General features: G+C 73.0%; 12 protein-coding genes and 2 pseudogenes. 3 read left to right on the forward strand and 11 right to left on the reverse strand.

The annotated features are described in order from the left end of the window. Window positions 1–71 precede the first annotated feature (71 nt). From SAM23877_RS04830 to SAM23877_RS04840, 4 genes are all read right to left on the reverse strand, one after another. The gene (locus SAM23877_RS04830) at window positions 72–1,421 is read right to left on the reverse strand and encodes a hypothetical protein (RefSeq protein WP_053127224.1); all 1,350 of its coding nucleotides are present in this window, start codon (window positions 1,419–1,421) and stop codon (window positions 72–74) included. A gap of 63 nt (window positions 1,422–1,484) precedes the next feature. Then, the gene (locus SAM23877_RS38875) at window positions 1,485–4,613 is read right to left on the reverse strand and encodes a hypothetical protein (RefSeq protein WP_063796770.1); all 3,129 of its coding nucleotides are present in this window, start codon (window positions 4,611–4,613) and stop codon (window positions 1,485–1,487) included. After that, window positions 4,610–5,263: a type VII secretion system-associated protein gene (locus SAM23877_RS04835; RefSeq protein WP_063796771.1), complete on the reverse strand. Its 654-nt coding sequence runs from the start codon at window positions 5,261–5,263 to the stop codon at window positions 4,610–4,612. The genes SAM23877_RS38875 and SAM23877_RS04835 overlap by 4 nt, the downstream gene beginning before the upstream one ends. Continuing rightward, window positions 5,260–6,303 (reverse strand): sugar-binding transcriptional regulator, encoded by a 1,044-nt coding sequence (locus tag SAM23877_RS04840; protein WP_053127225.1) that lies wholly within the window; start codon window positions 6,301–6,303, stop codon window positions 5,260–5,262. Before SAM23877_RS04840 ends, SAM23877_RS04835 begins: the two co-directional genes overlap by 4 nt. A 273-nt stretch (window positions 6,304–6,576) precedes the next feature. Between SAM23877_RS04840 and SAM23877_RS04845 the strand changes: the two genes are divergently transcribed. Continuing rightward, window positions 6,577–8,277 carry a VanW family protein gene (locus SAM23877_RS04845; protein WP_053127226.1) on the forward strand — a complete coding sequence of 567 codons (1,701 nt, stop codon included), beginning with the start codon at window positions 6,577–6,579 and terminating at the stop codon, window positions 8,275–8,277. Window positions 8,278–8,298: 21 nt separating this feature from the next. Here the strand turns inward: SAM23877_RS04845 and SAM23877_RS41120 are convergent. From SAM23877_RS41120 to SAM23877_RS04885, 7 genes and pseudogenes are all read right to left on the reverse strand, one after another. Continuing rightward, window positions 8,299–9,072 (reverse strand): annotated as a pseudogene (locus tag SAM23877_RS41120) (extracellular solute-binding protein); the annotation flags it as partial. A 202-nt stretch (window positions 9,073–9,274) separates the two neighbouring features. Then, a pseudogene (locus SAM23877_RS42055) lies at window positions 9,275–9,613 on the reverse strand (extracellular solute-binding protein); the annotation flags it as partial. Between the two features lie 103 nt (window positions 9,614–9,716). Then, the gene (locus SAM23877_RS04865; protein ID WP_244902919.1) at window positions 9,717–12,140 is read right to left on the reverse strand and encodes a glycoside hydrolase family 3 protein; all 2,424 of its coding nucleotides are present in this window, start codon (window positions 12,138–12,140) and stop codon (window positions 9,717–9,719) included. 506 nt (window positions 12,141–12,646) lie between these two features. Continuing rightward, a complete protein-coding gene (locus SAM23877_RS04870; protein WP_053127231.1) occupies window positions 12,647–15,238 on the reverse strand; it encodes an alpha-L-rhamnosidase in 2,592 nt (863 codons plus the stop codon). 115 nt (window positions 15,239–15,353) lie between these two features. After that, window positions 15,354–16,259: a carbohydrate ABC transporter permease gene (locus tag SAM23877_RS04875; protein ID WP_053127232.1), complete on the reverse strand. Its 906-nt coding sequence runs from the start codon at window positions 16,257–16,259 to the stop codon at window positions 15,354–15,356. Window positions 16,260–16,264: 5 nt separating this feature from the next. Continuing rightward, complete coding sequence (locus tag SAM23877_RS04880) at window positions 16,265–17,149, reverse strand: carbohydrate ABC transporter permease (RefSeq protein WP_053127233.1); 885 nt, start codon at window positions 17,147–17,149, stop codon at window positions 16,265–16,267. 84 nt (window positions 17,150–17,233) lie between these two features. Next, window positions 17,234–18,553, reverse strand: a complete 1,320-nt coding sequence (locus SAM23877_RS04885; protein ID WP_053127234.1) for an ABC transporter substrate-binding protein — start codon at window positions 18,551–18,553, stop codon at window positions 17,234–17,236. A gap of 266 nt (window positions 18,554–18,819) precedes the next feature. Between SAM23877_RS04885 and SAM23877_RS04890 the strand changes: the two genes are divergently transcribed. Together SAM23877_RS04890 and SAM23877_RS04895 are read left to right on the forward strand one after the other, a co-directional pair. After that, window positions 18,820–19,869 (forward strand): LacI family DNA-binding transcriptional regulator, encoded by a 1,050-nt coding sequence (locus SAM23877_RS04890; RefSeq protein ID WP_079030027.1) that lies wholly within the window; start codon window positions 18,820–18,822, stop codon window positions 19,867–19,869. A 69-nt stretch (window positions 19,870–19,938) separates the two neighbouring features. Then, window positions 19,939–20,982 (forward strand): LacI family DNA-binding transcriptional regulator, encoded by a 1,044-nt coding sequence (locus SAM23877_RS04895; protein WP_235614519.1) that lies wholly within the window; start codon window positions 19,939–19,941, stop codon window positions 20,980–20,982. The last annotated feature ends 86 nt before the right edge of the window (window positions 20,983–21,068 follow it).

Raw genomic sequence — 21,068 nt, forward strand, 5'->3', positions numbered from 1 at the left:
GGCGGACGCCCGCCGGGGTGGACCGGCGGGCGTCCGCGCGCTGCCGCGCACTCACCCGGTGGGCGCGCCGCTCACACCGTGAACCTGACGGCTTCCAGCCAGAGCCGCGGTTCCGTCGACCCACCGAAGATCCAGCCCTGGGGCGACTCGCACGCCAGACCGCCCCAGTCGCGCTTGCCGAGCTTGTGGTTCTGGCACACGTTGCCGGACTCGACACCGACGGTGAAGCCGCTGAGGTTCGGCGCGTTCGAGGCGGCGCTGCCCAACGTCAGGTCCGTGCCGTCGGCCGCGCCGGACCACTTGGTCGTCCATCCGTCCTTCTGGACGAACTCGTTGCCGTTGACCCTCTTCGCGTCCGACACCGCGATGTTGATGGCGGTGACGGGCCGCCCCTTGCCCTCCTGGCCCGCGGTGGCCCCGTCGCACACGGGGGCCGTCCAGCCCGCGCCCTTCGCGTGGACCCGGTAGCAGATGTGCCGGCCGGGGCTCGACGCGGCCAGCCGCTGCACGGCGTAGGCGGCGGTGTTCGGCGGGAGCACGGGAGCCTTGTGCTCCTCGACCCGGGGCTCCGCCTTCTTCTTGGTCCGGGTCTCCGCCTTCTCCGTCACCGCCTCGGCCGGCACCGCGGCGGGGGCCGAGCTCGGCGCGGCGGCCGGTTCCTCGACGACCGGGCTCGGCTCGGCGGACGGCCGCTCGGTGGAGGGCCGCGGTGTGGGCTCCGCCGGGGCGTAGTCCCCCTTCGGCACCTCCAGGGGCTCCTCCTCCAGCAGCGTGTCGGACCCGGCGGCCACCGCCACGTCGTCCTTCTTCTGCCGCGAGTCGTCCGTGGCCCAGATCAGCAGCGGCACCGCGAGGAGGACGACGCCCGCGATACCGGCGGCGGCGACCAGGGGCTTCTTCGGATTCCCGGACGGCGGTCCGTCCGCACCGGCGCCACCGGCCGCGGCGGTTCCACCGGCACCGCCGACCCCACCGGCCGCTTCCGCCTTGGCGTCCGGGACGGTCGCCGCCGCCCGGGCGGCGGCGAGCGGCTCCGTGGCGGCCGGCTCCGTGGTGGTCCCGTTCTCCGCCTCCGGTCGCAGGCGCGAGGCGGACGCGTCGGGTGCGACGGGCACGACGGCCGTCGCCCCCGGTTCCGCGGTCGCGGCCCCCGGTTCCCCGGTCGTGGCCCCCGTGCCGGCGGACTGCTCGGGAGCGGCCTCGCTCTCCGCCGTGCCCGGGGCCGGTCGTGCCGTCTCCGCTTCCCCGGCTCCCCCGGCGCCGCCCTCACCCGGCTCCGGCGCGGCCGTACGCCGTGCGGCCGGTGCCAGCATCGGGCCCGGGTCGGCCGCCGCCGACCCGAGGGAGACGGCCCTGCGGACGGACGGGCCGCCCGTGCCGTCGGGCCCGTCGGGGGCGGGCGGCTTCTTCTGGCTTGCCATCGTTCTCCTCGTTCCGTTCCGTGTGACTGTGGGGTGATGGATGGTCGTACGGGGCCCCGTGCGCTACCCGTCCTGGCCGACGGGTCCCGCACAGCGGTCCGGCCACCACGGTCCGTCGCCCACGCGGAAGCCCTTGGCCAGCGCCTCCTCGAGGTGCGCCCGGGCCTTCAGGTCGAGCCCGCTCAGTTCCTCCGACCCGTCCATGTAGGCGGTCGCGGTCCCGGGGAGCTCACGCAGCAGGACGACCGGGGGGCCGGCGGACGCGGCCCTCACCCCCAGCACCCGGAAAGCGGTCCCGGGCACGAAGACGATCTCCTCGTACGCATCCGTGGAGCCGCCCGGCCGGTCGAGCAGTTGCCGGACCTTGCGTCCGGTGACGGACCAGATCGCGTAGCGCACGGGGGCCCCGGCGGGGAGCGCCGAGGATCCGGCGAGGGCGCTGACCGGGGCGGGGTCGTGCAGCAGCGCGCCCACCGCGGGTCCGGGACCGTCGGCGCCCCCGCCGCGCACGGCCACTCCCCGGTACGAGGGCAGGCGGCGCAGCGCGGAGGCCAGACACCCGGCGTAGGGCAGCAGGCGCCCCTCGCCCGAGCACAGGTCCCTGATCACCTCGCCATGGTGCAGCGGCCCTTCCTCCGCGGTGAGATAGGCGTGTGCGGCGACGAGATCGGTCCGCGCCGCCTCCAGTTCGTGGCCGCGCAGGGCGGGCATCCGGGTGAGCACCCGGGAGACCGCGGCGGCGTGTCCCTCCCAGGCACCGCCGGCGGCCTCCCGGAACGCGGCACGCTCGGTGGCCCCGCTGACATGACCGGGCACGAACGGCAGGGCGGCACGGGGCGCGGCCGACGCTCCACCGACCCGCCCCTGCGGCGCCGGCCGCGCCTCGGCCCGCCCGGTCCCGTGGCCGTCCCGCTCCGGCCCGGCCCCGTCCACGGCGACGCGCCCCGCCCGACCGCCGACTCCGCCTCCTCCTCCGCCGACGGCACCGTCATCGCGAGCACCGACGGCTCCCTGTCCCCCACCACCGGCGGCACCGTCCTCCCCTTCACCGACGGCACCTTCTCCCGTTGCACCGGCGGCTTCACCTCCGCTGCCGCCGAGCGCACCGTCCACCCGAGCACCGACGGTTTCACCCCCTCCTCGACCGACAGCACCTACTCCTCCTCCGCCGACGGTTCCCTCTCCCCCACCACCGACAGCACCGTCATCCCGGCCTCCGCCGGACCGGTCACCCCCACCACCGACGGCACCGTCACCCCGACCACCGTCAGCACCGGTGCGCGGTCCACGTACGGCACCGTCACCCCGACCGCCGACGGCAGCGGCGCGTGCCCCGGCAGAAGGGGCAGCAGCCGGCCGGGCTCTCAGGGCACCCACGGCCTCCGCACCGTCCGGCGGTTCGACGGACGCGGAAGCCCTCTGCCCACTCCCGTCACCGGCCCCGACCCGTGGGGAGTCGGGTGTCGGGACGGGCCCGTCACCCCGAGCGGACACCGGCCGCACGGGGCCCCCGGCACCCTTGACCGGCCGGCTCGGGGCGTCCCCGTCCGTGCGGGGCCCGGCGGCCGCGGGACGGCCGACGCCGCCGCTCGCTCGGGCGTCCTCACCGCTCCGGGGGCCGCCGGGGCGCGCGTCGGGCGCGGTCCGGGCGGCCGACGGGGCGACGGCCGAGCCGGACCCGTGGGCCGGCCCCCCGGACGGCGGTGCCGGGCCGGGCTCCGCAGCCGCGGCCGGCCGACCGGTCGTCCCGCCGGGGCGCGGGCGCCCGGCGGTGACGTAGCGGATGCTCGGTATGCCGTGTTCGGCGGCCAGGCGGCGCAGGCCGACGTCGCCCGCCGGGAGTCTGCCGCGCACCAGCAGGGTGGTGCGTGCGCGGAGGTCCGTCCCGAGGCCGTACAGCAGTCGGGACAGGGCGGGCAGCAGGGAGTCGTCCAACGGCTGTCCCGGCATGCCCAGTTCGATGGCGCACGCCTCCGGGTCGACGGCCGGTCCGAGCGGCCCGGGGCGGGGGCCGTCCGATGCCCACAGGGCGAGACCGGCCCGGGTCACGGTCGCCTGCCAGCGGTCCGTCAGCCGTACCGTCCCTCGGTCGCTGCCGCCGAGCAGCCAGTCGGGCGGGCGGACCTCCGTCGGCCTGGGTACGGGGGCCCGCCCCCGCGAGTCGACCGGCCCGCAGACCACCGAGGTCACGAACGGCCGCCAGGTGGGCTTCCCGTCCCGGCCGACCAGCGTGGGACGGGGAGGCGTACCGGGCGGTGCGTGGTCGTCGAGCAGGGGCGGGCCGGTGAGCACCTCCACCTCGGTCCCCAGCAGGTCGGCGACCGACTGCCCGAGCCGCAGCAGGTCACGCCGGCCGCCGGGCGCCAGCCGGGCACGGGCGCGCTCCGCCCGCGGCAACCCCGCGAGCACGGCGGCGACCTCGTCCGCGGCGACGTCCTCCGCCTGCGGGGCACCGACCAGTACCGTGAGGCGCTCGAAGTCGACGGGCATGGAGAAGCACAGGTCGTCGGGGGCGGGCCGGGGCGCCCCGGCCGGGCGGACGACCACACCCGCCGGGACGCGGTCCACCACGCAGCCACCGGCCGTGCACGTCGGCACCCCGGTCAGCGCCTTCTCCCAGGCGGGTGCCGGTGCACGCCCGCCCGCCCTGCGAGGCTCCGCGCCGGGCGCGAAGCGCCACCACGCACAGCCGGGGCGGGAGTCGTCGTGAACGAAGAGCGTGCCGCCCGGCGTGATCAGCACGGCCCCGTCCGGAGCCGTCACCTCCATCTCCCAGGCGTCGGCGATCCTGCGGGCGACGCAGGGCCGGCCCGGCCGGTCGTCGCCCGCACCGGACATCACGAGCCGGACCCGGTCGGTGCCCCGGGCGCGCAAGGAGTCCAGCAGCGCGCCGAGCCGTGCCCAGTGGTCGGCGTCGGGGCTCCCTCCCCCGGCGGAGCCCACGATCACCGTGACGACGTCCGGCTCCCGCCCGACGGCGCCCGCCACCTCGGCGACCACGTCGAGGGGGAACGAGTCGTCCTCGACGGAGCGCACGAGCAGCACCCCGTCGACGTCCTCGACCGGGGGGCCGCCCGGGCCCCGGTCACCGGCGCCGTTCGCGCCGCCGGCCTGCGGCGCCGTGCCGCGGCGCCCCGTAGCTGAGCCGGACCTGCGGCCCCGGCCCGGCAGCACGGACGACCAGCGGCTCACGCGTCCGTCCCCCGGACCGGGTGCACGGCCTCGGTCAGTATCCGCGCGCCGCGGTTCATGGCGGCGGAGGGCCTCTCCGGCGCACCGCCCCGGACGGCGGCGCGCACGGCGCCGGGGTCCAGCAGCATGCTCACCGCGGCCGTGGGATTCAGGTACAGCACGTGCCCGGCGGGGACACGCGACACGAGGTCGTCCGCCCCGACGAGTTCGAAGGAGAAGCTCCCCGCCGCGCGCAGGAACACCGACGAGGTGAACAGCGGCACCACCGGCGTCCCGTCCGGCGCCGCCGCACTCAGCGGCCCACCGCCGGGCGCCGTCAGCACGGCCACCTCACGCCCCACCAGCGCGGCCGGCACCGCCTCGCCGGGGCCGTATCCGGTCGACGCGAGCTGGACGGCGCGGTCCACCTCGTCCTCGGGTTCGGGCCAGCCGAGCGCGCGCGGGGACGGCCGGTATGCGGGGTTGTCCTCCCACTCGACGATCTCGCCGTCGGGGCCGGACCGCCACCGGCCGGTCATGGCCCACTCCGGGGGCCGCCCCGCGCCGGCCCACATCGGGTCGACCACCCCGAGCCAGTGCTCCGGAGCGAGGCGGCCCGCCTCACGGATGTCGTCCGGAACGGGCACGAGTGCCTCGTCCCGCCGGCTCATCGCGGTCCTCGTTCGGTGGTACGGGACGAGGGCGCGGTCCGGGTCGTGCCGTCCGGGTCGTCGTTCCACAGGAGGCGTCGCGCGGTCGCGGCGTCCGTGACGACGCCGGTGAGCAGCCCGGACCTCAGTACGGCGCGGACCGCGCCGGTGCCGTGCCCACCGCCCGTGACACCGATCAGCTCCTCGACGCCCCGGAGGTCGGCGGCGCCGACGGCGATCGTGCGGGCGGTCAGCTCGGTGGGGACGAAGCGGCCCGCGGCGTCCAGCACATGGCCGGCCACCTCCGCGCACGCCGCCGACCGCCGCAGCGCCTCCCGCTCCCGCTCGGACAGGGCGCCGTACACCGTGGAGTGCGGGGCGTCCCAGGCGCCGATGCCGACGACGGCCTTGGTGACCCTGCCGATCCGCTCCAGCGTCTCGGCGGTGGCGGGCTGGCTGCGCAGGACGGCGGCCGTGGCCGCGTCGGGCAGGAGGAACGGGGTGTGCAGGGGAAACGCCCTCCCCCCGCCCACCGCGGCGGTACGCCGCACCGCGGCGATCGCGGCGTCCTGGGCGAGGTCCCGCCCGTGCACCCCGGTCAGCTGGACCACGTCGCAGAGCGGCAGCCGGGTCACCGCCTCGCTCATGGCGTCCACGGCGTGGCTGCCGTCCAGCCCGAGGACGTCGCCGTCCTCGGCGATCTCCGCGATCAGCCGGGCGGCCGCCGTGCCGAGCCAGCGGGCGCTGTGGCGCGGGTCGGCGGAGGACGCCGTGCCACCGTGCGTCAGGTCGACAACGATGCCGTGCCGCAGGCCGAACCGTTCGGTCAGCGCCCGTCCGAGGGGGACGTCGAGCTCGGCCGGCACACTGATGTCGATCCGCACGATGTCGTGGGCCACGGCCGCGTCGAGGAGGCGGGCCACCTTGAACCGGCTGATGCCGAACTCCTTGGCGATCTCCACCTTCGGCCGCTGCTCCAGGTAGAAGCGCCGGGCGACGGCGGCGGCCAGGAGCGTGTCGACCGGCGCGGGTAACGCCACCGTGTCAGTCGGTTCGGCCATGCCGTCTCTCACGCTCTCCACCCTCGACAACCGCACTGTCTGCGCGGCAAGTTCATCCGTGCGAGATGAGCGGGACATGACGGAGGGACGAAGCGGGAGTGACACATGGGGCCACAGTGACCACTGGGGCCAGGCTGGGCGGCCGATGATCCGGAACGTCCGGTGTGACCTTGGATATACCTTTGGCGGGCGGATGTGCGTAGCTTGGCCCGCGGCGCTCGCTCACCATGCCGCGATGCCGGGTGTACGCCACATCGATCGTTCAGGAGACCTATGCGCCCCCGGATAGCCTCTTTGCCGCCCGTCGCCCTGGCGGGCGGTGCGCTGACCGTCGGCATCGGCGGCCTCTACCTCGTCGGGCTGCTGCTCACCGGCGGTGAGATCGAGACGGGCACGACGGTGCGCGGGGTGGACATCGGGGGCCTGAGCCGCGAGGAGGCCGCCCGGAAGCTGGAGCGGCACCTGGTGGCGGACGGCCCGCGGGAGCTGGCCGTACAGGTCGGCGAGCGCAGGGGCGCGGTCGATCCGCGGCAGGCGGGGCTGGCCTTCGACATCCGGGAGACCCTGGACCGGGCGACGTCCACCGGCGCCGATCCGGTCGGCGTGATCGGCGGGCTGTTCCGCTCGGGCGGTGCCGTCGAACCGGTCGTGCGGACCGACGAGGACAGAGCCCGTGCCACGCTCGGGAAGCTGGCGAAGACGCTCGACACGCGGGTCCGCGACGGCGCCGTCTCCTTCGACGACGGCCGGGTCGAGCAGGTCGCCCCGCGCACCGGGTACGCGCTGGACGTGGACGCCGCGATCGGCGTGCTTCGCGCCCCCTTCCTGCGCGGCGCGGGGGACTCGGTCACGGTGCTGCCCGCACGTGAGACCGCGCCGAAGGTCACGGCGGAGGAGGTCCGGCGGGCGGTGCGCGGGTTCGCGCGGCCGGCGATGTCGGCACCCGTCACACTCACCGCGGGCGGCGAGCGGTTCACGATCACACCGGCCGTGCTGGGCGAGTACCTGAGCATGCGGCCGGACGACACCGGCAGACTCACGCCGAGACTCGACGGCAAGGGGCTGCGCGCCGCGCCGGTGGTGGCCGACGCGCTGAAGAACCTCCCCGCCACGCCCCGGAACGCCCGGCTCGGTCTGGAGGGCGACAGGGCCGTGGTGACCGCCGACGCCAGGGCCGGCGTGGAGATCACCGACAAGGCTCTGGGCAAGGCCGTCCTGCCCCTGCTCACCAGGTCGGGCACCGCCCGCACCGGCGCGGTGACCGCACGGCACACCCAGCCGGAGATCACCCGTGAGAACGCGGCGCGCCTGGGGCTGACCGAGAAGCTGTCCTCCTTCACCGTCCGTTTCGAACCGGCCGCCTACCGCACGACGAACGTCGGCCGGGCCGTGGACCTCATCAACGGCTCCCTCGTCATGCCGGACGAGACCTGGAGCTTCAACCGGACCGTCGGCGAGCGCACCGAGGCCAACGGTTTCGTCGACGGCGTCATGATCTACGACGACCAGTACACCAAGGCGCCCGGCGGCGGCGTCTCCGCCGTGGCCACCACGGTCTTCAACGCGATGTTCTTCGCGGGCGTCAAGCCCGTCGAGTACGGCGCCCACTCCTTCTACATCGAGCGCTACCCCGAGGGCCGTGAGGCGACGGTCGCCTGGGGCAGCCTGGACCTGAAGTTCGCCAACGACTCCGGCAAGGCCCTCTACATCCAGGCCGAGTCCACCGACACCTCGCTGACCGTGAATTTCATCGGCACGAAGAAGTACGACGAGATCACCTCGGTCAAGGGTCCGCGCACCGATGTGCGGGAACCGGAGACCAAGGTGAGCACCGACGAGCGGTGCGTGCCGCAGACCCCCCTCGAAGGCTTCGACGTCACCGTCGAGCGGGTCTTCCACGACGACGGGCGGGAAGTGCGACGCGAACCGTTCCGGACGCACTACTCACCCCGTGACGAGATCATCTGCGACTAGGGGAGGGCGCCTCACCCCTCGTCAGGCCCGGTCCCGATAGGCCCCGTCGAGCGCGGCCAGGGCCGCGTCGACGTCCGTGGTGCCGGCGAGGAGGGCCTCGATCTGGGCGAAGAGCGTCTGCTGGACGGCGGAGTTCGGCCAGCGCTGGTCCATGAAGGGGATGGTGGAGCCGGCCTTCTGCCGCTCCGCGACCTCCCTGATCGCGGGGTCGACGGTGAAGGAGTCGTTCGGGATCGCGGGCAGGGTGGCGCCGGAGCGGTTGTACAGGTTCTGTCCGCGGGCGGATCCCAGGAAGTCGATGAAGGCGAGCGCCTCCTTGCGGTGGGGAGTGCCGGGATCGAGGCCGTAGGCGGCCGAGACGGCACCCGGCATCCACGTGTCGTCGGGGTCGTCGCCGGCGGGCAGTGCGGTCATGCGCAGGGTCAGGCCGGGGGCGGCGGCGCGCAGCTGCGAGAGCACGCTCGCGACCTGGACGACCCCCACCGCCCGGCCCGTGGCCACCTGGTCGAGCGTCTCCTCGTACGTCGTGTCCAAGGGGTCGGCGTTGAAGCAGCCGCGCTCCTCCATCTCCAGGTGCTTGCTCAGCGCCGTACGCCAGCCGGACCCGGCGAAGGTCTCCTTGCCGAGTTCCATGGTCCGGTCGAAGTCCGGTTCGTCGGCGTACACGGTCGTGGCGACCAGGGCGTAGGGGATGAGCTGGGTGACCCAGGGGGTCGCGTTGCCCACGGCGAAGAGGACCTTGCCGTGGTCGCGTGCCCTGTCGCAGAGCGCCAGGAGTTCCGTCCAGGTCCGGGGCGGTGTCCCCCCCGATGTCGTCCAGTGCTCCCATCGAGAAGACCGCGCCGATGCCGCTGAACGTCACGGGCACCGCGAACGTGCCGCCGTCCACGTCGGTGACCGGTTTGACGCCCATGGGCATCGTGAGGTTGAAGCGGCGGAGGCTGAGGTTCTCCAGCAGGTCGTCGCGTTCCAGCGCGGTGACGGAGGCGGGATTGCCGTTGCCGGGCCAGACGGTGAACACGTCGGGGCCCCTTCCGGCGCGGAGCTCGCCCGGCAGGTCCTGCTGAAGGGCGCCGGTGTCGGCGAAGTCGACGGTGACGCGGGTGTCCGGGTGGAGGCGGTGGAACTCGGCGACGACGGCCTCCATCGCGGTCTTGTCGGTGACGCTCGCCTTGACGGACAGCTCGACCGGCTCGTCCTGGGGGTCACCGAAGGGGGCGCAGCCGGCCGTCGTGGTGGCCGAGAGGGCGAGGGCGAGGGTGAGGCCGAGCAGGTGCGAGGTGCGTGTCACGGACGGTCTCCGGGCGGGAAGGAGGGGCGAGGAGGGCTGGAGCACTGTGGCGGGGCGTCGGGACGGGGTCGCCGGACGGCGGTTCGTGGGACGGCCGTTCGAGAGGTGAGGATCCGCACGAACCGCCGGCGGCCGGGGCGCCCGGAGATCAGCCGAGCGTCAGGGTCCGTTGTGCGGTGACGACGCGGGACGAACGCGCCGTGGCGAAGGTGTAGCTGCCGGGGACGAGCGTCATCGCCCCCGACTTCCAGACGGTGAGGTCCTGGACCGGGATCGTCAGGCCGATCCGTTGCGTGCCCGCCGCGGGGAGGGTGACCTTCTGGAAGGCGACCAGGCGGCGCGGTTCCGCCGCCGCCGAGGCGGGGAGGGTGACGTAGACCTGGAGGACCTCGGTGCCCTGACGCCGCCCGGTGTTGGTCACCGTGACCGCGAGGGTGACCTGCCCGGCGGCCGCGTCGTACGTCGCGTCCAGGGAGCCGTGGGCGAAGGCGGTGTACGACAGGCCGTGGCCGAAGGGGAAGCGGGGCTCCTGCCTCCTCGCGTCGTAGAAGCGGTAGCCGACGGCGATGCCCTCGTCGTAGGCGACGGTGCCGTTCGTGCCCGGGTAGGTGGCGGCGGTGGTGCCGGGGCCCTGGCCGGCGTCGAGGGGGAAGGTCACCGGGAGGCGGCCGGCCGGATCGCTGTCGCCGAAGAGGACGGCGGCAAGGGCGGTGCCCGCCCCGCGGCCCGCGTACCACGCCTGGAGCACGGCCTCCACGTCGTTCAGCCATGGGGTGGCGACGGGGCCGTCGGTGTTGAGGACGACGATCGTGCGCGGGTTGGCGGCGGCCACGGCCTCGATGAGCTGGGCCTGGTCGCCGGGCAGCGCGTATCCCGCGTGGTCCATGCCCTCGCCGGCGACCCGGTTGACGAAGACGACGGCCGCGTCGGCCGCGCGGGCCGCGGTCACGGCGGCGGGGATCAGGGACTCCGGCTGCCAGCCGAAGGCCAGGCCGCAGCTGCCGGGCTCCGCGGTGGCGTTGTGGTAGGTGATCTCCACGCCGACGGCGCGTCCGGCGGTCAGTTCGACGGTGCCCTGGAGCGGATAGTCGTAGGGGCCGAGGAAGAAGCGGGCCATCTGCCGGGTGCCGGAGACGACCGTCCTGCCGTCGATCTTCAGCGAGGCCGTCCCCGACGGCAGCAGGGAGAAGCGGTGGAGGCCGGTGGTGGTCGGGGTCAGCGTGCCGGTCCACTTGGCCGACCACACCTGCGGCAGGCCCTCGACCGGAGCGGTGGCGAAGTCGACGGTGGCGTCGGTGCGGGTCGTGACCGGCGTGCCGGTGCCGTCGGCGTCGGCGTAGTAGCTCCCCCTCAGCCCGGCCGTCCCCGTGGGGGTGCGCAGAACGGTGGAGGGGACCGTGGTCAGCGGGAGGTCGCCCTTGGTTCCCTGGGCGTGCGTGACCTTGACGGTGCTTCCGGCGCGGGCACGGATCGCGTCGAGGGGCGTGGTCCAGGTGCCGGGGTCGACGTACGTGGAGCCGGACACGCCGGTGAAGGTGTCGGTCCCCGCCGGGCCGATGACGGCGAGCGACCTCACGGCGCCGGTGAGCGGCAGGGCCGAGGACCGGTTGGCGAGGAGCACCGTGGAGGCGACGGCCGCCTCGTGCGCGAGGTCCTTGTGCGCCTGGGTGCTGACGTCGCCCGCCGGGGTCGGGACGGGGTGGTCGAAGAGGCCGTTCGCGAACATGGTGACGAGGATGCGACGGGCCGCGTCGTCGAGGCGGGCGGCCGGTATCGCGCCGCCGGTGAGGGAACCCGCCGGGATCTGGACGGCGCCGGGACCGAGCCCGGCGAGGTCCATGCCCGCCCGGGCCGCGGCCACCTGGTCGTCCCCGGCCCAGAAGTCGGGCACGGTGTATCCCTGGAGGCCCATCCCCTTCTTCAGGTCGTCGAACAGGCCGGCGTGCCGCGTCGCGAAGGTGCCGTTGATCTTCGGGTACGCCATCATCACCGAGGTGGCGGGGGCGGCTGCGATCACGCGCCGGAAGGGCGCCTGGTAGTACTCGTGGAGCGCGCGGTCGGACACCTTGGTGTCGACGAAGAAGCGGTCGACTTCCTGGGTGTAGGCGGCGAAGTGCTTGAGCGTGGCCGCCATGTGCTGGGACTGGAGGGCCACGGTGAGGGCGGCTCCCAGGCGTCCGGCGAGCACCGGGTCCTCGCCCATGGCCTCGGCCTGACGGCCGAAGTGCCAGGTCCGGATCAGGTCGATGGTGGGGCCGAGGGCGTTGTTGTAGCCCTTGGCGCGGCCCTCGGCGCCGATGGCCCTGCCGATCCTGCCCGCGAGCGCCTCGTCGAAGGTGGCCGCCTGGGCCACGGGGACGGGGAAGGCGGTGACGCCCGTCTCGCCGCGCAGCCCCGCGGAGGCGTCGACCATGGCGAGGGCCGGGATGCCCAGGTGGGCGACGGCGGCGAAGTCGCAGCGTACGAGGGCTTCCTTCTCCTCGGCCGTCATGCGGGCGAGGAGTGCGGCGGCCCTCTCCCGCGCGGCGGCAGCCGGCGCGGCGACCGCTCGGTCGGTGACCGCGGGGGCCATGCTCGCGGCAAGGGCCGTGAAGACTGCGGCGGATAGGAACGTTCGTCGGTTCACAGCGGCTCTCCGGACTGACATGGCGGCTGTACGACACGCCGCCGCGGGTTGGGGGGAGGTGAGGCCGGCCGAGGGGTCAGGTCACGGCCGGCCTCGGCTCGTCGGGCTCTCTGAGCTGCCGGGTGTTCTCGCTTCTGGCCGAAGGAATTCTCATCGCATCCCCGATGAGCTCTCGGCACCGCAGCCGTATCAAGCCACGAGGCTATTCCCAGCAGGCTGGAAACTATGACCTATTCCTATGGGGGTCAAGCTCCCTGCACCTCCTGTTTTAAATGGCCTCTGACCAGCTAGTTTCCCTATCCAGAATTGAATGTCCGCATAAAATTTCAATTGAACGGAACGCCGGAACGCCTTGCCATCGACGCCCTGGATGGTCCGCATTCACAAGACAGATGAAAGCCCGACGCATCGTGTGACGCGTCGGGCTGTCGCTGTTCGTGTGGGCGACGGGGTCAGGCCGCCGCCCCGAGTTCGGCGGTGTTCAGAGTGTGGTCGCCCGGCCCCAGGACGAGCGGTGCGCAGCCGGGCAGTTCTGCCGTGGCCGAGCACCCCTGCGGGACCGTGACGTCGGCCGTCATACCGGTGGCGGTGAGCTCCCAGGACAGTGCGGCCGTCCCGTAGGGCGTGTCGTGGCGGACACGGGCCCAGGTGATTCCGCCGCCCGGGCGGGGGCGGAAGGAGAGCCGGCGGTAGCCGGGGGCGGTGGCGGTGATGCCGCCGACCACGCGGTGCAGCCAGTCGGCGACGGCCCCGAGCGCGTAGTGGTTGAAGCTGGTCATCCCGCCGGGGTTGAGGGTGCCGTCGGGACGCAGACTGTCCCAGCGCTCCCAGATCGTGGTCGCTCCCATGGTCACGGTGTAGAGCCAGGAGGGGCACTCGGTCTGCATCAACAGCCGGTAGGCGACGTCGAGATGACCGTTGTCGGCGAGAGCGTCACAGATGAGGGGGGTGCCGACGAAGCCGGTGGAGACGCGCGCGCCGTCGGCGAGCACGATCTCGGCGAGGCGGTCGGCGGCCGGTCGGCGCTGCTCCGGGGTGAGCAGGCCGAAAGCGAGGGCGACCGCGTACGCCGTGGCGCTGTCGCTGGTCAGCCGGGCCGCGGGCAGGACGTACCGGTGCCGGAAGGCGGCGGCGACCTCGTCGGCGAGTGCCGCGTAGCGTGCGGCGTCCGTGTCGATCCCCAACTCCCGCGCGGCCAGTGCCAGATGCCGGGCGGAGTGGGCGAAGTACGCGGTGGCGACGAGGTAGCGGTCGGTGCGGCCCGCCGCCGGGTCGTCCGGCGGGGCGGCCGGGTCGAGCCAGTCCCCCAACTGGACGCCGGTGTCCCACAGGCGGGTGGGCCCGGCGAGGCGTTCGACCAGGTCGACCCACGCCTTGGCCATGGGGTGGTGGCGGCGCAGGAGTTCCCGGTCACCGAAGCGCTGGAAGAGCGTCCAGGGGGTGAGGGTGGCGACGTCCCCCCAGGCGGCGCCGGGGTGGATCGGCGTCCACATCGGCTCACCCGGGATGACCGGGACGTACCACGGGATCGTGCCGTCCGGGAGCTGTTCGAGGCCGACGTCGGTGAGCCAGGAGTCGAGCAGGCCGGCGCAGTCGTAGAGGAAGCTCGCCGTCGGGGCGAAGACCTGGATGTCGCCGGTCCAGCCGAGGCGCTCGTCGCGCTGGGGGCAGTCGGTGGGCAGGTCGACGAAGTTGCCGCGCATGCTCCACACGACGTTCTCGTGCAGGCGGTTGACGAGCGGGTCGCTGCACTCGAACCAACCGGTGCGGCGCATGTCCGTGTGGTACACGCGGGCGGTCACCTGACCCGCCGTCAGCTCTCCCGGCCAGCCGGTGATCTCGGCGTACCGGAAGCCGTGCAGGGTGAAGCGGGGTTCCCAGGTGAGCGGTCCGCCGCCGGAGAGGACCAGGGTGTCGACGGACGTCGCCTCGCGCAGGGGGCGGGTGGCCAGTTCACCGTCCTGGAGGACTTCGGCGTGCCGCAGGGTGAGGGTGGTGCCGGCCGGTCCGTCGACGGTGACGCGGAGTCGGCCGACGAGGTTCTGTCCGAAGTCGAGCAGGTGACGTCCGTCGGCGGTACGGGTGACGGTGGCCGGGGCGATCTCCTCGGTGCAGCGTACGGGCGGCCCGAGCGGGGCGACGAGGGTGGCGGGGTCGCGTGTGCCCGTGCGGACCGGTGTCCAGTCCCCCGTGCCGGCCGCCGAGGGTGTGGCCCACGCGGGGTCGTGCAGGCGGGCGTCGAAGGTCTCCCCCTCGTAGAGGCCGCTGGTGAGGATCGGGCCGGGCGCCGCTTTCCAGGTTCCGTCGGTGGCGACGACCTGGGTGGTGCCGTCGTCGTACTCCACCTCCAACTGGGCGATGAGGGACTGGTCGGTGCCGTAGATGTTGCGGGTGCCGCCGTCGAAGCCGTACTTGCCGCGGTACCAGCCGTCGCCGAGCCAGGCACCGACGGTGTTCGCGCCCTCGGTGAGGTGGGCGGTGACGTCGTGGGTGCGGTAGCGCAGGCGGTGCGGGTAGACGGTCCAGCCCGGTGCGAGGGTCTCGTCGCCGACGCGGTGGCCGTTGATCTCGACCTCGTACAGGCCGTGAGCGGTGACGTGGAGGCGGGCGCGGGCGACGGTGCGGTGGAGGTGGAAGTCCTTGCGCACACGGGCCGGGCGTCGCTCGCCGGCGGGGTCCTCGTCCCAGTCGGCGCTCACGGGTACGGCCTGCCAGTCGGCGGGATCGAGGAGCCCGGCCTCGACGTCCCTCGGCGCGCTCCACTCCGAGGGGTGGGCGGCGCCGGGGGCCCAGACGCGGACTCGTACGGTGGCGCGTTCCCGGGACGTCAGCGCGTCACCGGGCCAGGGGACCAGGACCTGCTCGGCGCTGTCGACGCGCCCGGTGCGGCGGACGCCGCCACGGCGTTCGACCTCCAGCTCGTACCCGGTCTGGCGGCCGGTGCCTGTCGGCAGGGTCCAGCTCAGTCGGGGGGAGGCGACTCCGATGCCGAGGCCGTCCGGCAGGTGTTCGAAGCTGACCGGGGAGGGCTGAGGGGGGAGCAAGGGGTGACCCTTCTTTCACATGTGGTCACACGCGGGAGCGTGAGGGGGTGCGGGGTGAGCCGTCCTCACCGAAGCGAGGTCCGGGGAGGACGGCTCGCCCGGGCGAGGGCCGGCGTCAGCCCTTGAGCGCTCCCGAGGTGAGGCCCTTCATGACCTTCTGGTTGAGGAAGAGGTAGATCAGGAGGGTGCCGAAGACGTTGATGCAGATGGCCGCGAAGAGGGGGCCGTACTGGGTGGCGCCGAAGTCGCCGGTGAAGTTGAGCAGGCCGACCTGGATGGTGCGCAGGTCCTGGCCGTTGGTGAAGGTCAGCGCGATGAGCAGGTCGTTCCAGATGAAGAAGAACTGCACCAGGCCGACGGTGAGCAGGGCGTTGCGGACCAGGGGGAGGCTGATGGTCCAGAAGGCGCGCAGGATGCCGGCGCCGTCGATGGTGGCGGCCTCGAACAGCTCGCGGGGGACGCCGCGGTAGTAGGTGGCCATCATGAAGACGGTCAGGGGCAGGCCGGTGCCGGTGTAGGTGAGGATCAGCGGCCACAGGGTGCCGGACAGGCCGGTCTGGAAGTACACGGTGAACAGGGGCAGCAGGATCATCTGCGGCGGGACCATCATGCCCGCGAGGAACACGAGCAGCGTGAGGCTGCGGCCCTTCCACACCATGACCTGGAGGGCGAACCCGGCGGCGGTGCCCAGCAGCAGCATCAGGGCGAGGGCGGGGACGACGGCGAGCAGGCTGTTCTGGACGTAGAGGCCGATGTGGCCGGTGGTCCACGCCTCGGTGTAGTTGCCCCATTCCCAGGTGGTGGGCAGGGACCAGGTGGAGTTGTTCAGGTAGTCGTCGTTGGACTTCAGGGAGGTGAGGAACATCCAGATCATCGGGTAGATCTCGACGACCAGGAGGAGGCCGACGACGATCCTGACCCAGAGGCGGCTTCCCCGGCGGCCGCGCCGGGCCCGGGGGGTCCGCGCGGCGTGCCCGGAGCCGCTCACGGGGCTCTTCACGGGTGTGTCGATGGTGGCCATGTCTCTCAGCCCTCCGTGAGGTCGCGCCGCGAGACGCGGTAGACGACCAGGCTCACCAGCAGGCACACGACGGTCAGCAGCAGCGCGATGGTGCTGCCGTAGCCGTAGTCGCCGTAGGTGAACGACGTCTGGAACATGTACAGGGTCAGCGGTGTGGTCCCCGTGCCGGGGCCGCCGCCCGTCAGGGCGACGATCGAGTCGAAGACCTTCAGCGTGCCGTTGATGCTGAAGATCAGCGAGGACATCAGGACGGGCAGGGAGAGCGGCAGCACGATGTGGCGGACGAGCCTCAGGCCCGTGGCCCCGTCCAGGCGGGCCGACTCCAGGACCTCGTCGGGTATGTCGACCAGGCCGGCGAAGAGCAGGACGGCGTAGAAGCCCATGGAGCGCCAGATGTCCATGGCGATCAGCACCCAGAAGGCGCTGCCGGCGCTGCCGAAGAAGTCGACGGAGTCGATGCCGACGGCGTTGAGCAGGGAGTTGACCGGGCCGGTCTGCGGGGCGACCTGGAAGAACTTCTGGAAGAGCAGGCCGACGGCGACGGTGGGCAGCACGACCGGGAAGAACACCAGGGTGCGGACGAGCGCCGAGGCGCGCTTGAGGAAGAAGACGTAGAGCAGCGCCAGCAGATACCCGGCGACCACCTGGCCGGCGGTGACGACGACGGCGTACTTGAGGGTGAACCAGAGCGCGTCGTGGACGGCCGGGTCGTCCATGAGGCGGGAGAAGTTGGCGGCACCGTTGCCGGTGAAGCCGTTGATCGTGTTGCCCTTGGTGAAGGAGTACCCGAGTGACCACACCATGGGGACCAGCATGATCAGGGAGTAGACGAGGAGGGCGGGACCGAGCAGGATCGCGATGGCCCTGCGGTCACCGAGTACGCGGTGCATGGGTGGTGTCCACTTTCTTCGGAGGGACGGGGGCGGCCCGCGCGCGGCGGGGCGGTGAAGGGCGTACGGGCCGTCCCCGGCCGGTCACTGGGCGGCCAGCGCGTCCTGAACGGTCTGCATGAACTGCTCGGGGCTGGTGCTGCCGCTGACCAGGCCCGCCGCGTTCTGCTGGCTGACGGTGGTGGCCTTGGTGCTGAACAGCGCCTCGAACCACAGCACGTTCCGCTTCGAGGCGCTGATGGTGTCGCGCACCTGGGTGGTGACCTCGTTGGCGTCCTTCACCTCGGTGTTCACCTTGAAGCCCGAGATGGAGCCGTGGTCCTTCAGTGCGGTGGAGCCGTAGTTCTTCGCGATGCAGGAGACCCAGTCCCCCGTCTTCTCGTCGAAGGACTTGTCGGCAAGGGTGATGCCCAGGCCGACGTTGGACGGGTACTGGTCGACGGAGCCCTTGCCCCCGGTCACGGCCGGGAAGGGCATGAATCCGGTGTTCTCCGCGCCGATCTTGTTCTGCTGGTCGTCGGAGATGTTCGCCAGTGCCCAGCTGCCCATGTAGAACATGGCGGCCTTGCCCGTGAGGAACTGGTTCATCGCCGTGTCGTAGTCGATGGAGCCGACGCCCTTGCCGAAGTAGCCCTTCTCACCGAGGGCGGCGACCTCCTCGGCCGCCTTCACGTACTCCGGGTCGGTCAGTTTCGCCTTGCCGTCGGCCACCTTCTGCAGCGCGTCCGGGCCGAGGCTGCGGTAGAGGTAGCCGCTGATCAACCGGGTGAGCGGCCAGCCCTGCTGACCGGAGGCGGAGAACGGCTGGACGCCCTCCGACTCCAGCTTCGCCGCTGCCGAGACCAGTTCCTCCCAGGTGCCGGGCACCTTGAGGCCGTTGTCCGCGAAGAGCTTCTTGTTGTAGAAGACGCCCTCGATGTTGTACTCGTACGGCAGGACCTGGAGTTTCCCGCCGTAGAGCGCCTTGATGGTGGAGACGGCGGCCGGCTCCAGCCGGCCGAGGACCCCCAGTTCCTCCAGCTTCGCCTCCAGGTCGGCGACCTGCCCGGACCTGGCCAGCTGCTGGGTGAGCGCGGGGGCGTTGCCGGCGGCGAACTGCACCGGCAGGGCGTCCTGGCCGGCCAGCAACTGGAGCTTCTGGTCCAGGCTCGCCTGCGGAACGGTCTCCACCTTCAGCGGCAGCGCGTCGTTCGCGGCCTTGCAGGCGTCCTTGGACAGGGAGGTCAGCGCCGTCTTCACCGTGGTGTTCTCGGTGACGCTCAGGTAGTCGAAGTTCTCGGGGGCGGAGGCGGAACCACCGGCCCCGCTTCCGCCGCACGCGGTGGCGAGCAGCGCGAGCGAGGCGGTGCCGGCGGTGAGCAGGCTCAGTCGCGCCCGACGGGCGCGGGAGGTACGAAGGGGCACGGGAGACTCCCAAAGATCATGACGAGAGGGCGAGGTGCGTGAAGGAGCGCCATGGGCGACGAGCGGGCCCGGCAGCACGCGGGCAGCGACCCGGCGGAGTGTGTAAAACGTTCTCCGCACCGAGTGGGCAACACCCTGCACCGCTCCCCCGCCACCGTCAAGACACAAGCGGGTAACACCGCGGTGATGAGCAGAAGACTTGACGGCGAGCGGGGAGTAGCGTGTAGACCGTTACACCTACGACTACAGAACCCGGGACGTGGACCATGGACGGGGCTTCCGCAGCCAAGCCGAACAAGCGTGTGACCATCACCGACGTCGCCCGGCACGCGGGCGTGTCCACGGCCGCCGTCTCCAAGGTGATGCGCAACGCCTACGGCGTGAGCGAGGCCATGCGGGAGAAGGTCCAGGCGGCCATCGCCGACCTGGACTACCGTCCGCACGCGGCGGCACGCGGGATGCGCGGCCGGACGTACACCATCGGCGTGCTGCTGGACAACGTCCGCAACGCGTTCTTCGCCGACATCCTCGACGGCATCCGGGACGAGCTCCGCCACACCGACTACACGGTGCTGATCGGTGCGGCCGGCTTCGACCCGGAGGAACAGGCCAGGACCATCCGCTCCCTGGTCGACCGGCAGATGGACGGGCTGATCCTCATCGCCCCGGGAACGCCCCGCGCGGAGGTGCTGGCCACGGCCGCGTCGACGCCGACCGTGGTCATCGGGCACCACGACGCCTCCGACGCCTACGACTCGGTCGTCGACGCCGACGACCTCGGCGCCGGCCTGGTGGTGGACCACCTGGTCTCGCTCGGCCACCGCGACATCGCCCTGGTCTCGGCGCCGGGTACGCGGGCCAACAAGTGGAGGCGCACGCCGGAGGCCGTGCTGAGCGAGGGCTATCTGCACGCGATGGAGCGGCACGGACTCGCCCGGTTCGCGAGGGTCCAGCACACCGCCTACTCCGACGACGGCGGCTTCAAGGCGGGCATGACCCTGCTGACGGCCGACCGGCCGCCGACCGCCGTGATGACCGGTGCGGACGTCGCGGCACTGGGCGTCTACCGCGCCGCGCACGAACTCGGCCTGCGCATCCCCCGGGACCTGTCGCTCGCCGGCTACAACAACACCGCGCTCGCCGCCCTGGCGCCCGTGCAGCTGACCAGCGTGGACCAGGCGGGGCACACCATGGGGTCCGCCGCCGCCCGGATGCTCGTCGAGCGCGTCGAACGCCGAAGGGACAGACCCATGCAGACCACGATGACCCCCCGTCTGGTGGTGCGCTCCACCACCGGCGCGCCGCACGGGGGCTAGGCCGTGGACCGGCGGCCGGCCGGCGCGCCCACGGCACACCGCGAACGCGGTCCCGCCGGAGGAGCGGCCGTGGCCGGACCTGTGGGCCGCGCACGTTCCCGGGTCGGCATCAAGGACGTGGCACGGGAGGCCGGCGTCTCGCTCGGCACCGTCTCCAATGTCCTCAACCGGCCCGAGATCGTGTCCGAGGGGACGCGCTCGCGGGTCCTGGAAGTGATCGACTCCCTCGGTTACATCCGGGCCGAGGGCGCCCGGCAGCTGCGCGGGTGGGCCTCCCGGGTGATCGCCGTCATGGTGCTCGACATGGCGAACCCGTTCTTCACCGCCCTGGCCTCCGGGGTGGAGCAGGCCGCCCGTGAGGCGGACCTCGGCGTCATGGTCTGCACGGGGGCCCACGATCCGACGGAGGCGGCACGCCATCTGGCGCTGATCACCTCGCACCAGGTCCGCGGCGCCGTCCTGGCCTCCGGCGACGGAGTCGGACGCACCGTCGCGGCCTTCCGCCGCAACGCGGTTCCCTTCGTCATGGCCGACCAGTACGCGCCCCAGCCCGCCGCCTGCTCCATAGGTATCGACGACGTGGCGGGCGGCCGGGCCGCCGTACGTCACCTGGTCGAGCGGGGCCACCGCTCCCTCGCCTACGTCAGCGGCCCCGACCGCCTCCAGCAGGTGCGGGACCGGCGGCGGGGCGCCCTCACCGCGATCAGCGAGTCCGGCCTGCCGTCCACCGCGCTGAGGGAACTGCCCTGCGACGCGCTCACGGTGACGGCCGGCAAGGACGCCGGACATCGCATCCTCGGCCTGCCCGTGCGGCCCACCGCCGTCTTCTGTGCCAACGACCTGCTCGCCCTCGGTGTCCTGCAAGCCCTGTACGAGGCCGGCCTCAGAGTGCCGGACGACATCGCGGTGGTCGGATACGACGACATCGAGTTCGCCGCGTCGGCCGTGGTACCGCTCACCTCGGTACGCCGGCCGGCGTCCGCCATGGGACGCCGGGCCGGCCGACTGCTGATCGAGGACACGGCCCACGGGCTCGGCCACACGCACAGCCACGTCGTGCTCCAGCCCGAACTGGTCGTGCGCCGGTCGACGATGGCGGCTCCCGCGCGCTGACCGGACCCGCTCGGGGCGGCGGGGAACGGGTGGGGGACCGGCGACGGGAACGGCGGGGGAAGCGGGCACGACGGTTCTCCGGCTGG

This window comes from Streptomyces ambofaciens ATCC 23877, assembly GCF_001267885.1.
In the GTDB taxonomy this organism is placed as follows: Bacteria; Actinomycetota; Actinomycetes; order Streptomycetales; family Streptomycetaceae; genus Streptomyces; species Streptomyces ambofaciens.

Bases quoted from the DNA above. Each gene is read 5' to 3' on its own strand.
- SAM23877_RS04830 (WP_053127224.1), bottom strand. From the start codon at position 1,421: ATGGCAAGCCAGAAGAAGCCGCCCGCCCCCGACGGGCCCGACGGCACG.
- SAM23877_RS04835 (WP_063796771.1), bottom strand. From the start codon at position 5,263: ATGAGCCGGCGGGACGAGGCACTCGTGCCCGTTCCGGACGACATCCGT.
- SAM23877_RS04840 (WP_053127225.1), bottom strand. From the start codon at position 6,303: ATGGCCGAACCGACTGACACGGTGGCGTTACCCGCGCCGGTCGACACG.
- SAM23877_RS04845 (WP_053127226.1), top strand. From the start codon at position 6,577: ATGCGCCCCCGGATAGCCTCTTTGCCGCCCGTCGCCCTGGCGGGCGGT.
- SAM23877_RS04865 (WP_244902919.1), bottom strand. From the start codon at position 12,140: ATGGCCCCCGCGGTCACCGACCGAGCGGTCGCCGCGCCGGCTGCCGCC.
- SAM23877_RS04875 (WP_053127232.1), bottom strand. From the start codon at position 16,259: ATGGCCACCATCGACACACCCGTGAAGAGCCCCGTGAGCGGCTCCGGG.
- SAM23877_RS04880 (WP_053127233.1), bottom strand. From the start codon at position 17,149: ATGCACCGCGTACTCGGTGACCGCAGGGCCATCGCGATCCTGCTCGGT.
- SAM23877_RS04890 (WP_079030027.1), top strand. From the start codon at position 18,820: ATGGACGGGGCTTCCGCAGCCAAGCCGAACAAGCGTGTGACCATCACC.